Below are 15449 nucleotides of genomic sequence, written 5' to 3' on the forward strand. Positions count from 1 at the left end.
ACCCCATGGCGCTTTACCAGATCGGCGACCTCGCCCCGACCATCCACAGCGATGCCTACGTGGCCGCCGAAGCCACCATCATCGGCAACGTGACGCTCAAGGCGCGCGCGAGTGCCTGGCCCGGCGTGGTGATCCGTGGCGACAACGAACCGATCGTGGTGGGCGAGGACACCAACATCCAGGAAGGCTCCGTGCTCCATACCGATCCGGGCGCGCCGCTGACGCTGGGTGACAAGGTCTCCGTCGGCCATCAGGCCATGCTGCACGGCTGCACGGTGGGCGAAGGATCGCTGATCGGCATCCAGGCCGTGGTGCTGAACCGTGCCGTGATCGGCAAGGAATGCCTGGTCGGCGCCGGCGCCGTGGTGACCGAGGGCAAGGTGTTCCCGGACCGCTCGCTGATCCTGGGCGCGCCGGCCAAGGTCGTGCGCGAGCTGACCGATGCCGACGTGGCCAACCTCTACCGCAACGCCGAGACCTACGCGAAGCGCCAGGCGATGTACAAGACCGACCTGAAGCGCATCGACTGATGACATACCGGCGCGCGGCCCCACCCGCGCGCCCGCAACCCGTGCCTTACCGCTAGATAGATGACGAACGTGACCGCAACCTCGAATCCCGACACCCTCCAGAAATTCCTGTTCGACGCCGCCCCGGTGCGCGGCGAACTGGTCCGCATGGAGGCCACCTGGCAAGAGGTGCTCAACCGCCATGCCTATCCGGCGCCGGTGCGGCGCCTGCTGGGCGAGATGATGGCGGCGGCGGCGCTGCTGTCGGCCAATCTCAAGTTCAACGGGGCGCTGGTCATGCAGCTGCATGGCGACGGCCCGGTGCGGATGCTGGTGGTGGAATGCCTGTCGGACCTCTCGATGCGCGCCACGGCCAAGATCGCCGAAGACACCGCGATTGCCGACGACGCCACGCTCAAGCAGATGGTGAACGTGCACGGCCAGGGCCGCTTCGCGATCACGCTCGACCCGCAAGACAAGCTACCGGGCCAGCAGGCCTACCAGGGCATCGTGCCGCTGTCGGACGAGCACGGCCCGCTGTCGTCGATCGGTGCGGTGCTGGAGCATTACATGCAGGCGTCCGAGCAGCTCGACACGCGCCTGTGGCTCGCCTCGAACGACCAGGTGGCCGCCGGCATGCTGCTGCAGAAGCTGCCGTCGTACGGCGGCACGATGGAAGTGGGTGAGACCGGCGCGCCACTTGACGAAGCCGGCCGCGCGCAGGACCTGGACACCTGGGACCGCGCCTGCCAGCTCGGCGCCACGCTCAAGGACGAGGAATTGCTGGCGGAGTCGCCGGACACGCTGCTGCGCCGCCTGTTCTGGGAAGACCTGCAGGCCACCGGGCTGCGTGTCTTCGAGCCGATGACACCGCATTTCCAGTGCTCGTGCTCGCGCGCCAAGGTGGCGGGCATGCTCCAGTCGCTCGGCCAGGCCGAGGTGGAAAGCATCATCGCCGAGCGCGGCCACGTGGAGATCCACTGCGATTTCTGCGGCCAGCGCTATGAATTCGACCCCGTGGACAGCGCCCAGCTGTTCACCGCGCCCGTGGCCACCGGTGCCGGCGACGGCGCACACCAACAGCACTGAGAGCACCAAGTCGCCCCCACCTGGAATCCATGACCTGAGGAAAACCGCCATGCAAGCCGATCATCGCCCCCGCCCCTTCTGTTCCCGCCTCGGGCCGGCAGGCGCTGTGGCGATGTTGGCCGTGGCGCTGCTGGCCGGCTGCGCGTCTCCCGTGCCACGGGACATCAATGGCTCGCCGGCCACGGCCCGGCTGATGCCCAACGGCGTGCCGCCAGCCCCGATCACGCCCGAGGAAAGCCAGTCGCTGACGCAGCTGAACCAGCAGATCCTGCGCGACCAGGAGGCGGCCATCGCCCGGCAACAGCAGGCCGAGGCATGGGCATACGCCTATCCGAACACGAGCTGGAGTCTGTACTACGGTGGGTGGGGTGGTGGCCGCTGGGGCGGCGGCGTGGGCGTGAGCAGCCCGGGATACTGGGGTGGCGGCTGGGGTGGCTACCCGTACTGGTGGTAGGCCGGCTCAGTGACCGCCCTTGCCGGCAACGGAATTCGGGGGCGGCGGTAACGGTGGCGTGGCGCTGACCTTCGGGGCCGGGGCCACGAACTGCACGAACACCTCGCTCTCCTTCACCATGCCCAGCTCGTAGCGGGCACGCTCCTCGATTGCGCCGGTGCCGTCCTGGAGGTCGCTGACTTCCCCTTCCAGCTTGGCATTGCGCAGCTTGAGCGCCTGATTATGGGTGGTCTGTTCCTGCACCTGGCGGTTCAGGTCCCATACGCGCAGCCAGCCGCCCTTGCCCAGCCAGAGTGGATACTGGATGGCGAGCAGCAGCACGAACAGCAGCAGGGAAATCAGACGCATCGGGGCAAATTGGATATCGTCAGATTGACGACCACCCCAATGATCCCTTATGCGACCGAAGAATGCAAAATTATCGGCCTGAAAAAACGCAACACTCTGCAACACGAACGTGTCGCGGCGGGGGAGATCTCCCCGCTCCCGGGGCGGGAGGGGGAGACTCGGGGACTTAGCGCAGGTTGTAGAACGCGCTCTTGCCCGGGTACGTAGCGATGTCACCGAGGTCTTCCTCGATGCGCAGCAGCTGGTTGTACTTCGAGATGCGGTCCGAACGCGACAGCGAGCCGGTCTTGATCTGGCCAGCGTTGGTGCCCACCGCGATGTCGGCGATCGTGCTGTCCTCGGTCTCGCCCGAGCGGTGCGAGATCACGGCCGTGTAGCCGGCGCGCTTGGCCATCTCGATGGCGGCGAAGGTCTCGGTCAGCGTGCCAATCTGGTTGATCTTGATCAGGATCGAGTTGCCGATGCCCTTCTCGATGCCTTCCTTCAGGATCTTCGTGTTGGTCACGAACAGGTCGTCACCCACCAGCTGCACGCGCTCGCCCAGCTTCTCGGTCAGCGTCTTCCAGCCTTCCCAGTCGCCCTCGGCCATGCCGTCCTCGATCGAGACGATCGGGAACTTGTCGCACAGGTTGGCCAGGTAGTCGGCGAATTGCGTCGACGACAGCTTCAGGCCCTCGCCTTCCAGCTGGTAGACGTCCTCGGCCTCGTGGTAGAACTCGCTGGCGGCGCAGTCCAGCGCCAGCAGCACGTCCTCGCCCGCCTTGTAGCCGGCCTTCTCGATGGCCTGCACTACCGTGTTCAGGCATTCCTCGTTCGACGAGAAATTCGGCGCGAAACCGCCTTCGTCGCCCACGGCCGTGGACATGCCCTTGTCGGCCAGGATCTTCTTGAGCGCGTGGAATACCTCGGCGCCGCAGCGCAGGGCTTCACGGAAGCTGGTCTGCGAGACCGGCATGATCATGAATTCCTGGATGTCCAGGCTGTTGTTGGCGTGCGCGCCACCGTTGACGATGTTCATCATCGGCACCGGCATCTGCATCGCGCCCGAACCGCCGAAGTAGCGGTACAGCGGCAGGCCGGCTTCCTCGGCGGCGGCCTTGGCCACGGCCATCGACACGGCCAGCATGGCGTTGGCGCCCAGGCGGCCCTTGTTCTCGGTGCCGTCCAGCTCGATCAGGGTGCGGTCCAGGAACGCCTGCTCGGAGGCGTCCAGGCCCATGATGGCTTCGGAGATCTCGGTGTTGATGTGCTCGACGGCCTTCAGCACGCCCTTGCCCAGGTAGCGCGACTTGTCGCCGTCACGCAGCTCGATGGCCTCCCGCGAACCCGTGGACGCGCCCGACGGCACGGCCGCACGGCCCATCACACCGGATTCCAGCAGCACGTCGCACTCGACCGTGGGATTGCCACGCGAGTCGAGAACCTCGCGACCGATGATATCTACGATTGCACTCATATTTCCTCTCTGGACTGTTGAATCTGGTGACTGCGCAAGAATGCCCGCCAACCGTGACAAATGTTGCCGACGATGGTCAGGCGCCCTCGACAACGATCATGTTCATCTTCGCCGCGTGCTCGCGCGACTGCCGCGCGGCCAGGTACTCCTCGCTCGCGTAGAAGGTCTTGGCGGCCTCATAGCTCGGGAATTTCAGCAGCACGACACGCGTGGGCGCCCATTCCCCCTCGAGCGGCTCGGTCTTGCCGCCGCGCACGAGCACCTCGGCCCCGTGCGCCTGCATGGCGCGTGTGGAAAGCACCTTGTACTGCTCGTATTGCTGGGGGTCTGTCACGTCGACGTACGCGATGATATAGCCGGCGGCCATGGGCGATCTCCGAATCTTTTGTATTGTCTTTCGATACGGCGCGTCACGGTCGGTGCAGGATGGACCATGCGGGCCGGAAACGATTCCGCCCGCGACAGGCGCGGGCGGTCACGACCAACACTGGCTCAGGCGCAGGCCGGCCAGCTGAAGTTGTCCTCGAGGAAGCCGCTACGCTTGACCAGCGCATCGAGATCCTTCAGGACCGACAGCAATTCCTTCATGCGCGACAGCGGCACGGCGTTGGGGCCGTCCGACATCGCCTTGCTCGGGTCCGGGTGCGTTTCCATGAACAGCCCGGCCACGCCGGTTGCCACGGCGGCACGCGACAACACCGGCACGAACTCGCGCTGGCCGCCCGAACTCGTGCCCTGCCCGCCCGGCAACTGCACCGAGTGCGTGGCGTCGAACACCACCGGGGCGGCGGTCTCGCGCATGATCGCCAGCGAGCGCATGTCCGAGACCAGGTTGTTGTAGCCGAAGGAGACACCGCGCTCGCAGGCCATGAACACGTCATCGGGCAGACCAGCCTCACGGGCCGCATCACGCGCCTTATCGATCACGTTCTTCATGTCGTGCGGCGCCAGGAACTGGCCCTTCTTGATGTTCACCGGCTTGCCGCTCTGGGCGCAGGCGCGGATGAAATCCGTCTGGCGGCACAGGAAGGCCGGCGTCTGGAGTACGTCCACCACGGCGGCGACGGGCTTGATCTCGTCGATCTCGTGGATGTCCGTGAGCACCGGCACGCCGATCTCGCGCTTCACGGTGGCCAGGATCTCAAGACCCTTTTCCATGCCGAGACCGCGGAACGACTTGCCCGACGACCGGTTGGCCTTGTCGAACGACGACTTGTAGATGAACGGAATGCCCAGCGCCGAGGTGATTTCCTTGAGCTGGCCGGCCGTGTCCAGCGCCATCTGCTCGGACTCGATCACGCACGGCCCGGAAATCAGGAAGAACGGCTGGTCGAGGCCGACATCGAATCCACACAGTTTCATGGCTGCTCCTTCTCTGCGCGCGCTCAGGCGGACTTGCCCTTGCGCTGCTGGCTGGCCAGCGCGGCTTCCACGTAGGCCTTGAACAGCGGATGGCCGTCACGCGGCGTGGACGTGAATTCCGGGTGGAACTGCACGCCAACGAACCACGGGTGCAGGCTCTCGGGCAACTCCATCATCTCCGGCAGGTTTTCCGTCGGGGTACGGGCCGAAATCACCATGCCGGCGCCCTCGAGCTGCGGCACGTAGTGATTGTTGACTTCGTAACGATGGCGATGGCGCTCGTTCACTTCGTCGCCATAGATCTGCGCAGCCTTGGTGCCGGCCTTCACCGGTACGCGCTGGGCGCCCAGGCGCATCGTGCCGCCGAGGTCGGAATCGGCCGAGCGCTGCTCGACCTTGCCTTCGCGGTCCAGCCATTCGGTGATCAGCGCGACCACCGGATGCTCGGTTTCGAGGTTGAATTCGGTCGAGTTGGCATCGGCCATGTTCGCCACGTGGCGGGCAAACTCGATCACGGCCAGCTGCATGCCCAGGCAGATGCCCAGGTAAGGCACCTTGTTCTCGCGGGCGTACTGGATCGCGCGGATCTTGCCTTCCGTGCCGCGCTTGCCGAAGCCGCCCGGCACCAGGATGGCGTCCAGCGGCTGGAGCACTTCCAGGTGGCCGGATTCCAGTTCCTCGGAATCGATGTATTCGATGTTCACGCGCGTGGCGGTATGCATGCCGGCGTGGCGCAGCGCCTCGATCAGCGACTTGTACGACTCGGTCAGGTCGACGTACTTGCCAACCATGCCGATCGTGATTTCGTGCTCGGGGTTTTCCTGCGCGTTGACCAGCTTCTGCCACATCGACAGGTCGGCCGGCTTCGGATCCAGGCGCAGCTCCTCGCAGATCAGGCGGTCCAGGCCCTGCTCGTTGAGCATCTGCGGGATCTTGTAGATGCTGTCGGCATCCCAGACCGAGATCACGGCTTCCTGCGGGATATTGGCGAACAGCGAGATCTTGGCGCGCTCGTCGTCCGGAATGGGGCGATCGGCGCGGCACAGCAGCGCCGTCGGCGAAATACCGATTTCGCGCAGCTTCTGCACCGAGTGCTGGGTCGGCTTGGTCTTCAGCTCGCCCGCGCTGGCGATGAACGGCACCAGCGTCAGGTGCACGAAGGCGCAGTGGTTGCGGCCCATGCGCAGGCTCATCTGGCGCGCGGCCTCGAGGAACGGCAGGGATTCGATATCCCCCACCGTGCCGCCGATCTCCACCAGCGCCACGTCGGCCTTGCCCTCGTGCGAGGCGGCCGCGCCGCGCTCCACAAATGCCTGGATCTCGTTGGTGATATGGGGGATGACCTGCACGGTCTTGCCCAGGTACTCGCCCCGGCGTTCCTTGCGGATCACCGATTCATAGATCTGGCCGGTCGTGAAGTTGTTCGATTTCCGCATCTTGGCGGAAACGAAGCGCTCATAGTGCCCCAGGTCGAGGTCGGTTTCCGCGCCATCTTCGGTCACGAACACCTCGCCGTGCTGGAAGGGGCTCATCGTGCCGGGATCGACGTTGATGTAGGGATCGAGCTTGAGGAGGGTGACTTTGAGGCCGCGCGACTCGAGAATGGCCGCGAGCGAAGCAGCAGCGATGCCCTTGCCGAGAGAAGAGACGACGCCACCGGTGACGAAGACGAATTTGGTCATAAACCGAGCTTGCCGGGGAAATCGGGATTATACATGAGCGGCCGTCCCGCGCGGCCCCGGAAATTGTGACAGCCGGGGTAAAACCGGGCCGGGTGCTACCCGGTTGCGCCGCGCTGCGCCTCCTTGCGCCCAATGCGCCGCACGGGCGCGGGTTGGCGCCGCCCTGCCTGCGAGCCAACTGTCGCCTAGCGCGATTCCTGCCGGATCTTGCCGATCAGGTCACGCACCAGCGCAGCGGTTTCGAGGGGCTTTTCCATCGGATAGAGATGGCCGCCCTCGATAAAGCGCAAGTGCTCGCCCACCAGCCGGCGCGTGGCGCCCAGCCCGCACTGGCGTACCTCGCGCGAGCGCGTGCCGGCGACGAAGCCCACCGGCACCGGCGCGCCCCGGGACACCTTGCGGCCCAGGCTGGTTGGCAGGGTCCGGTAGATCTTGTATTCCACCTCGCGATCGAAGCGCAGCCGCCGCTCGCCGGCGCGGCCGGTCGGCTCGGTGCCGTGCTCGGCGTAGTCGCTCAGGACCTCTGGATCCCAAATGGCGAAATTCTTCTTGGAGAGGAAGTGATGGCGCACCGCCTCGGCGTCCGGCCAGTGGGTGCGGCGGTTCTTCGTCACGGCCGCCGGGCCCGGCTTCTCGTCGAGACCGAATATCTGCGAGAACCGCAGCAGCCCGGCGCGCCAGCCGGCAATCACCGGCGAGTCGAGCATGACCACCCCGCGCACCCGGGCAGGCCGGCGCAGCGAGGCCATCAGGGACAGGAAGCCGCCCAGCGAATGGCCGACCAGCCACACCGGGCGCTCGGTGCCGTCACGCGTGGCGCGGTCCAGTTCGTCTAGCAATTCCTCCACCAGATGGGGCCACTCGCGCGTGACCGGGTACTTCGGGTCATGGCCGTAGCGCTCCACGGCGCGGATATCGAATTCGTCTTCCAGTGCGCTGAACAGCTTGCGATACGTGCGCACCGGAAAGCCGTTGGCGTGCGAAAACAGCAGGATGTCGCGCATGCGGCGTCTTGGGAGGTCGGAATGCCGGGGAAGCGGCGATCAGTGGGGGGCGATCAATGGGGGAGATCAGTGTTCGCGGCGGGCCCGCACGGGCTGGCCCCAGCGGTCCGCCTCATCGCGCGCGAGCGGGAATTCCGCCGGCTCCGCCGCATCCCACTCGGGGTTGCAGATCTCGCCAAACACCTGGCGCAGGCGGTGGCCCCAGGTGTCGCGGATCATGCGGAAGTAGGCGTTGCGTTCGTCGATATTGACAAAGCGGGTCACGCGCAGCGCGTCGGCCTCATAGACCAGCAGGTCCAGCGGCAGGCCCACGGAGATATTCGATTTCAGCGTGGAATCCATCGAAATCAGCGCGCACTTGGCGGCCTCGCCCAGCGGCAGCGACGGCGACACCACGCGGTCGATGATCGGCTTGCCGTACTTGGCCTCGCCAATCTGGAAATAGCAGTTTTCCGGTGTCGATTCGACGAAGTTGCCGGCCGCATAGATATTGAACAGCCGCGGCCGCTCGCCACGGATCTGGCCACCGAAGACCAGACTCACGTTAAATTCGATGCCGGCATCGCGCAGCGCATGGGCGTCGCGCTTGTGCACGGCGCGCACGGCGTCGCCGACGATGGTGGCGGCCTCGAACATGTCCCGCGCGGTCCAGAGCGAGCGCTTCTCGTCGCGGCCCTCGGCCAGGCACTGGCGCACGGACTGGCTGATGGCGAGGTTGCCGGCGGTCATCATCACCATCACGCGGTCGCCCGGCTCTTCGAACACGGTCATCTTGCGGGCCGTGGAAATGGCGTCCACGCCGGCGTTGGTACGGGAATCCGACAGGAATACCAGGCCGGCATCCAGCCGCATGGCTACACAGTACGTCATGGGAATCTTGTTGGTTTTGGGCCGCGCGCCGGTTCGGCGGCGCGCTCAGGGCAAGCTTGCATTCTAGCGCCCCGGCGCGACGCGAGCCGCCTCGGGTGGCATCGGCCATCTGGAACGGCCGTCTGATTGGCCGGCGCGCGGCGCGGGAAGGTCAGTCGGCAGCCGGCACCGGCGCCATGGGCGGAATGGGCGTGATGGCGATCTCGACTTCCATTGTCTCGCCAGTCCCGCCCTCCAGAATGCCCCGAATTGGTGCAGCGGAGGCGTAGTCGCGCCCCACGGCAAGGCGTACGTGGCGGCCATCGGTGAGGCAGCGGTGCGTCACGTCTATGCTGCACCAGAGCGCGCTGGCGGCGTCCAGGCAGACATCGGCCCAGGCGTGGCTGGCCATCGAGGTTGCAGCCGGGTCATAGAAGTAACCACTGACATAGCGTGCCGGAATGCCGAAGGCGCGGCACGCGGCCACCATCACCTGCGCCTGGTCCTGGCAGACGCCGCTGCCGAGCGCGAAGGCATCGGCGGCGCTGGTGCCGACGTGGGTGGTGTTGGCGCTGTAGCGCACGCGGTCCGCAATGCCATCGGCCAGCGCCAGCAGCGCCGGCACGTCGTGGCCGGCGGCCAGGAACGGCGCGGCGAACGCGCGCAGCGCGGCCGGGGCCTGCGTGAGCGGCGTGGCGGCCGCAAAGTACAGCGGCGATACGCGCGACTCGCCGGCATCCGGCAGGTCGTGGAAGCCATGGTGGCCGGGCGACTCCGCCTCATCAAGAGGCGAAATCATCACCTCCACTTCGCCAGTCGCCGTGATCGAAATCGTCTGGGCGGGGCCGGACAGCGTGAAGTTATGGACGATGTTGCCAAAGCCGTCGCGGGCCTCGGACAGGTTGCCCGGTGCAGTCAGGGTCCAGTCCTGCACGGACTGAAGCGGCCCCGTACGCGGCACAAGCCGCAGTTCGTGCACGCTGCGGCGCACCGGCTCGGTGTAACGGTAGACCGTCTTGTGGTGGATCTTGTATTTCACGATAGGGCACGCGCCGCGGCGACCGGTGCCCGGCCCGCCACCCGCCCGATCCGGCAACGGTGTGGCGAGCCCGGCACCTCGTCAGGCAGCCAGCGGGACGAGGAAGTCCCGGCTGATGCCGTTGCCGAGATCGCCAATGCGCTCCAGGAAGCTGGTCAGGTAGGCGTGCAGGCCAACGGCGAAGATGTCGTCGATGCGCGCGTATTTCAGGTCGGCGTGGAGTTTACCAGCCTGCCGCTCCGTCTCCGACGACTGCTGGTTGGCCACCAGCGCGAGAATCGCGACCACCTCGTCCATGCTCGAGACCAGCGAGCGCGGCATGTCCGGCCGCAAGATCAACAGCTCCGCCACGCGTTGCGGCGTGATCACGGCGCGATAGATCTTGCGATACACCTCGAAGCCGGACACCGAGCGCAGCACGGCCGCCCAGTGATAGAAATCGTTCTGCTCGCGATTCAGGTCGTCGTTCTGCAACTGGCTCTGGGACTGCCCGCCGCCGTCCTGGGATTGGGATTGGGACTGGCTCTGGGAGCCCCCGCCCTGATTCTGACTCTGCAATTGGCCGCCCTGGAAGGCAAGGTCGTCCTCGTCGCGCCGGCCGGACGCCTGGAACTTGACGTCGAGGATCCGCGCGGTGTTGTCGGCCCGCTCCAGGAACGTGCCGAGCCGCATGAAGTGGAAGGCATCGTCCTTGAGCATGGTGCCGAACTGCACGCCGCGCGCCAGGTGCGAGCGGAACTTGACCCACTCGAAGAAGCGGGACGGGTCGTCGCGCAGTTCGCCATCGGCGATCATGCGCTGCACGTCCAGCCAGGTGGTGTTCAGCGTCTCCCAGACCTCCGTGGTCAGCGAGCCGCGCACCGCGCGGGCGTTTTCGCGCGCCGCGCGCAGGCAGCTCATGATCGACGACGGATTGGTCATGTCGCGGACCATGAAGTCGATCACGTCGTCCCGGTGCAGCAGGCCGTACTTGTGGTCGAAGGCGTTGGTCAGCTCGGAAATATCGAGCATCGCCCACCAGCCCTGCTCGGCCACTTCGGCGGACTGCGGCAGCAGCGAAGTCTGGTAGTTGACGTCGAGCATGCGCGCGGTGTTCTCGGCGCGCTCGGTATAGCGGGACATCCAGAACAGATGGTCGGCGGTGCGGCTCAACATGATGGGTTCTCCCGGCGATCGGCGTATTCCATGGCTCAGCGCTCCAGCACCCAGGTGTCCTTGGTGCCGCCCCCCTGCGAGGAGTTGACCACCAGCGACCCTTCGCGCAGCGCCACGCGGGTCAGCCCGCCCGGCACCATGCGCACCTCCTTGCCCGACAGCACGAACGGCCGCAGGTCGATATGGCGCGGCGCGATGCCCGACTCCACATAGGTCGGGCAGGTGGACAGCGCCAGCGTCGGCTGGGCGATGTACTGCTCGGGACGCGACTTCACCACCTCGCGGAACTGGTCGATCTCGGCACGCGTGGCCGCCGGGCCGACCAGCATGCCGTAGCCGCCCGCGCCGTGGGTCTCCTTGACCACGAGGTCGGCCATATGGTCGAGCACGAACTGGAGATCGTCCGGGCGCCGGCACATATAGGTCGGCACGTTGTTGAGGATGGCCTCCTCGCCCAGGTAGAAGCGGATCATGTCCGGCACGTAGGGGTAGATCGACTTGTCGTCGGCCACGCCCGTGCCAATGGCGTTGCTGATCGTCACATTGCCGGCCCGGTAGACCGACAGCAGCCCGGCCGCACCGAGCGCCGAATCTGGACGAAATGCGAGGGGATCAAGGAAGTCGTCATCCACGCGGCGGTAGATCACGTCGATGCGCTGCGGCCCCTGCGTGGTGCGCATGTAGAGGTGCTCGTCCTCGACGAACAGGTCGCTGCCCTCCACCAGTTCCACACCCATCTGCTGGGCCAGGAACGCATGTTCGAAATACGCCGAGTTGTACATGCCCGGCGTGAGCACGACCACGGTGGGATCGGCGATGTTCTGGGGCGACACGCTGCGCAGCATGTCCAGCAGCAGGTCGGGATAGTGCGCCACCGGCGCCACCCGGTTGCGCGCGAACAGCTCCGGGAACAACCGCATCATCATCTTGCGGTTTTCAAGCATGTACGAGACGCCGGACGGCACCCGGAGGTTGTCCTCCAGCACGTAGAACTCGCCCTCGCCGGCGCGCACCACGTCGATGCCGGCCACGTGGGCGTAGATGTCGCGCGGCACGTCGATGCCGAGCATCTCCGGCCGGTACTGCGCGTTGTTGTAGATCTGGTCGGGCGGAATCACACCGGCGCGGATGATGTCCTGGCCGTGGTAGATATCGTGGATGAACCGGTTCAGCGCGGCCACGCGCTGGCGCAGGCCGCGCTCTAGCGTGGCCCACTCGCTAGCCGGAAAGATGCGCGGAATCACATCGAACGGAATAGTCCGTTCGGTGCCGCTGTTCGACTCGTCCTTGTCGCCGTAGACGGCAAAGGTAATGCCCACGCGCCGGAAGATCAGGTCCGCCTCGGCGCGCTTGTTGTCCATTGTCGATGCGGACTGCCGCCCGATCCAGTCCGCAAAATTGCGATAGTGGGCCCTGACCGCCCCGGACGGCAGCGTCTGTCCGGCCTCGATGGCCGCCACCACGCCGTCCTCCCGCCCTTCCAGCATCTCGTCGAAAAACCGCGCCGCCATGATGGCCGCTCCTTCGTGAAATGGGCGCCCGCGCCGGCCTCGTACTGACCGTGCCGTGCCGTCTCCCCGGTCGCCCGTTTGTCGATGCCTTGTCGAGTTGGCTCTTTCAGCATATCCGCGCCGGCAAAACCCGCAAGGGTCACGCGCGCCGGCACGTGAATTCGGTTTAGCAAGATGCTTGCCAGCCAGGCGCCGCCGAAGGCACGGCGCCCCGAGGCTGGGCTGGCGGTGTCAGGTCAGCTCCGGTCAGTCCAAGTCAGGCGGCGGGCTTCCCGCTGCAGGCGGCCGACTCGGGCGGGCACTTGTCCAGAATGTCCTGGACCAGTGCCTCGGGCGTGCGGCGGATATCCAGTACCAGCGCGTCGCGCGGCTCCTCGAGGGTATCGAACTGGCTTTGCAGCAGCGCCGGATTGAAGAAATGGTCCGTGCGCGCCGACAGCCGGCTGCCGATGGTGCCGGCGTCGCCCTTCATGAAGACGAAGGTCACGCCGCCGTCCGGCGGGGTCAGGCGGTCGCGGTAGGTCTGGCGCAGCGCCGAGCAGGTGAAAACGTGGGTGCGGCCCTCGGCCCGAGCGGTGTCGATGGCGGCGCGCATCGCGGCCAGCCAGGGCCAGCGGTCCTCGTCGGTCAGCGGAATGCCGTTGTGCATCTTGGCCTTGTTGGCCTCGCTGTGGAAGGCGTCCGCATCGTGGAAGCCGCAGTGCAACTGGCTGGCCAGCAGCTGGCCGACCGTGGTTTTCCCGCTGCCGGAAACGCCCATCAGGATATAGATCATGTCTGCTCCGTCGATCATGGTCGGATGGTCGGGCCATCCTTGTCGGTAGCCTTCGGGCGCGAAAAACGTGGCGCGAAGGTGCACCGCGGCATGGAGATACCGGGCCGCGGCGATTGCTGAAAATCGTAAAACGACTAAACGACGATTAAACGACGACTAAGTGCGTGCAGGGCAAGGTGAGCGTTTGCCTATTGTGCGACCGCGCTGGCCGTTTGGACAGCGGGCGCGGCGTCGGCCTCGGACAAGTCCAGGGCACTGCCGCCTTCCTCGGCGATCCGGGCATGGCGCCGGAACAGTCCGAACAGGCCGCGCCCCATGCTGAAGCGCGCAAACTCGTCGTCCGGCGCGGTCGCCGGGATGCGCGCAGCGAATTCGGCCTGCACGCCGGCATCGCCAACCAGGGTCAATGTGCCGGATACGGCATCTACGCGGATCCGGTCGCCGTCGCGCACCCGCGCCAGCGGTCCGCCGACAAGCGCCTCCGGCCCCACATGGATCACTGCCGGCACCTTGCCTGACGCGCCCGACATGCGGCCATCGGTCACCAGCGCCACCTTGTGGCCGGCATCCTGCAGCGCGCCGAGCGCCGGCGTGAGGCGGTGCAACTCGGGCATGCCGTTGGCATTCGGCCCCTGGAAGCGGACTACCGCCACCACGTCGCGATTCAGTTCGTCGGCCTCGAAGGCGGCTTGCAGCGCCTCCTGGGAGTCGAACACGCGGGCCGGGGCCTCCACGATCCGATGCTCGTCGGCCACGGCCGACACCTTGATCACGCCCCGGCCGAGGTTGCCGGCCATCAGGCGCAGCCCGCCCTCCTTCGAGAACGGCGCCGACGCCGGGGCCAGCACGGCTGCATCGCCGCTGGTGGCCGGACCATCGCGCCAACGCAGCGTGCCGTCAGTCATCACCGGCTCCTCGGTGTAGCGCGCCAGCCCTTGCCCCATCACGGTCTGCACATCCTCGTGCAGCAACCCCGCCTCGAGTAGCTGGCCAATCACATAGGCCACGCCACCGGCCGCGTGGAAGTGGTTCACATCGGCCGAGCCGTTCGGATAGACGCGCGCCAGCAGCGGCGTGACCGCCGACAGGCGGTCGAAGTCATTCCAGTCGATGACGATGCCAGCGGCACGCGCCATGGCGACGAGGTGGATCGTATGGTTCGTGGAGCCGCCCGTGGCCAGCAGGCCGACCATGGCGTTGACGATGGCGCGCTCGTCCACGATCTGGGCGAGCGGCGTGTACGCGTTGCCGCGCGCAATCAGCGCCAGCGCGCGCTGCGCCGCGGCCGCCGTCAGCGCATCGCGCAGGCCGCTGTCCGGGTGCACGAAGGCCGAGCCCGGCACGTGCAAGCCCATGATTTCCATCAGGAACTGGTTGCTGTTGGCCGTGCCGTAGAAGGTGCAGGTGCCGGCGCTGTGGTAGGCGGCGCATTCGGCCTCCAGCAAGGCGTCGCGGCCGACCTGACCGGTGGCGTAGAGCTGGCGCACGCGCGCCTTTTCCTTGTTCGAGAGGCCGGTCGCCATCGGGCCGGCCGGCACGAAGACGATGGGCAGGTGCCCGAACTGCAGCGCCCCCATCAGCAGGCCCGGCACGATCTTGTCGCACACGCCGAGCATCAGCGCCGCATCGAAGGTGTTGTGCGAGAGCGCGACCACCGTACCCATGGCAATGGCGTCGCGCGAGAACAGCGACAGCTCCATGCCGGCATTGCCCTGCGTGATGCCGTCGCACATCGCCGGCACGCCGCCGGCCACCTGGGCCACGCCACCCACCGCGCGCGCCGCCTCGCGAATCACGTTCGGATACCGCTCGTAGGGCTGGTGGGCCGACAGCATGTCGTTGTACGCGGTAACGATGCCGAGATTCGGCGCGTGCTCGACGCGCAGCTTGAGCTTGTCGTCAGCCGGCAGCGCGGCGTAACCGTGCGCCAGATTCGCGCACGACATGCCGCGCAGCGGGCCGAGTTCCCGCTGCGCGCGCTCGCAGCGCGCCAGATAGGCGGCGCGGCTCGCGCGGCTGCGCTCGACAATGCGTTGCGTAACGGCCGACACCTCGGCATGAACGGATTGGGTCATGGCGGACATGTTCCTCGTGGGGAGCGCAGGGCAAAAAACGCCCGTTGATCTGTAGATTTTCTACATTATAGCCTTGGCCCTTAGCCTGCTGGAAGCCACTTTCTGACAGAAATATGGCTCTGTCAAAGCAAATACGGGAAA

At 66.5% G+C, this 15449-nt stretch carries 14 protein-coding genes and 1 pseudogene; 3 read left to right on the plus strand and 12 right to left on the minus strand.

Annotated elements, in window-relative coordinates; translation table 11 throughout:
* Positions 1-5 precede the first annotated feature (5 nt).
* From SB751_RS02265 to SB751_RS02275, 3 genes are all read left to right on the plus strand, one after another.
* Positions 6-530, plus strand: coding sequence for a gamma carbonic anhydrase family protein (locus tag SB751_RS02265; protein ID WP_144196042.1), 525 nt, complete (start codon positions 6-8; stop codon positions 528-530).
* A gap of 60 nt (positions 531-590) precedes the next feature.
* Complete coding sequence (locus SB751_RS02270) at positions 591-1598, plus strand: Hsp33 family molecular chaperone HslO (RefSeq protein ID WP_186296750.1); 1008 nt, start codon at positions 591-593, stop codon at positions 1596-1598.
* A gap of 112 nt (positions 1599-1710) precedes the next feature.
* Positions 1711-2052: a hypothetical protein gene (locus tag SB751_RS02275; protein WP_377731488.1), complete on the plus strand. Its 342-nt coding sequence runs from the start codon at positions 1711-1713 to the stop codon at positions 2050-2052.
* 6 nt (positions 2053-2058) lie between these two features.
* On the opposite strand, the gene ftsB is transcribed toward SB751_RS02275, so the two are convergent.
* The 12 genes and pseudogenes from ftsB to edd all read right to left on the minus strand — a co-directional run bounded on the left by ftsB (position 2059) and on the right by edd (position 15308).
* On the minus strand, positions 2059-2400 hold the full coding sequence (ftsB, locus tag SB751_RS02280) for a cell division protein FtsB (protein ID WP_092292635.1): 342 nt from the start codon (positions 2398-2400) through the stop codon (positions 2059-2061).
* Positions 2401-2566: 166 nt separating this feature from the next.
* Positions 2567-3856, minus strand: a complete 1290-nt coding sequence (eno, locus tag SB751_RS02285) for a phosphopyruvate hydratase (RefSeq protein ID WP_144196046.1) — start codon at positions 3854-3856, stop codon at positions 2567-2569.
* 76 nt (positions 3857-3932) lie between these two features.
* Positions 3933-4223, minus strand: a complete 291-nt coding sequence (locus SB751_RS02290) for a DUF1330 domain-containing protein (RefSeq protein WP_144196048.1) — start codon at positions 4221-4223, stop codon at positions 3933-3935.
* A 125-nt stretch (positions 4224-4348) separates the two neighbouring features.
* Positions 4349-5218 carry a 3-deoxy-8-phosphooctulonate synthase gene (kdsA, locus tag SB751_RS02295; RefSeq protein WP_144196050.1) on the minus strand — a complete coding sequence of 290 codons (870 nt, stop codon included), beginning with the start codon at positions 5216-5218 and terminating at the stop codon, positions 4349-4351.
* Positions 5219-5241: 23 nt separating this feature from the next.
* Complete coding sequence (locus tag SB751_RS02300; RefSeq protein WP_144196052.1) at positions 5242-6900, minus strand: CTP synthase; 1659 nt, start codon at positions 6898-6900, stop codon at positions 5242-5244.
* Positions 6901-7085: 185 nt separating this feature from the next.
* The gene (locus tag SB751_RS02305; RefSeq protein ID WP_144196053.1) at positions 7086-7904 is read right to left on the minus strand and encodes an alpha/beta fold hydrolase; all 819 of its coding nucleotides are present in this window, start codon (positions 7902-7904) and stop codon (positions 7086-7088) included.
* Between the two features lie 66 nt (positions 7905-7970).
* On the minus strand, positions 7971-8774 hold the full coding sequence (locus tag SB751_RS02310; protein ID WP_186296751.1) for a peptidase: 804 nt from the start codon (positions 8772-8774) through the stop codon (positions 7971-7973).
* A gap of 151 nt (positions 8775-8925) precedes the next feature.
* Positions 8926-9792, minus strand: coding sequence for a transglutaminase N-terminal domain-containing protein (locus SB751_RS02315; protein WP_144196054.1), 867 nt, complete (start codon positions 9790-9792; stop codon positions 8926-8928).
* 81 nt (positions 9793-9873) lie between these two features.
* A pseudogene (locus SB751_RS02320) lies at positions 9874-10950 on the minus strand (alpha-E domain-containing protein); the annotation flags it as partial.
* Positions 10951-10982: 32 nt separating this feature from the next.
* Positions 10983-12458, minus strand: a complete 1476-nt coding sequence (locus tag SB751_RS02325) for a circularly permuted type 2 ATP-grasp protein (RefSeq protein ID WP_144196058.1) — start codon at positions 12456-12458, stop codon at positions 10983-10985.
* Between the two features lie 256 nt (positions 12459-12714).
* Positions 12715-13233 carry a gluconokinase gene (locus tag SB751_RS02330; protein ID WP_092292614.1) on the minus strand — a complete coding sequence of 173 codons (519 nt, stop codon included), beginning with the start codon at positions 13231-13233 and terminating at the stop codon, positions 12715-12717.
* A 188-nt stretch (positions 13234-13421) separates the two neighbouring features.
* Positions 13422-15308 carry a phosphogluconate dehydratase gene (gene edd, locus SB751_RS02335; RefSeq protein WP_211942918.1) on the minus strand — a complete coding sequence of 629 codons (1887 nt, stop codon included), beginning with the start codon at positions 15306-15308 and terminating at the stop codon, positions 13422-13424.
* Between the last annotated feature and the right edge of the window lie 141 nt (positions 15309-15449).

Source organism: Cupriavidus sp. SIMBA_020, from assembly GCF_046535395.1.
Classification (GTDB): Bacteria; Pseudomonadota; Gammaproteobacteria; order Burkholderiales; family Burkholderiaceae; genus Cupriavidus; species Cupriavidus campinensis.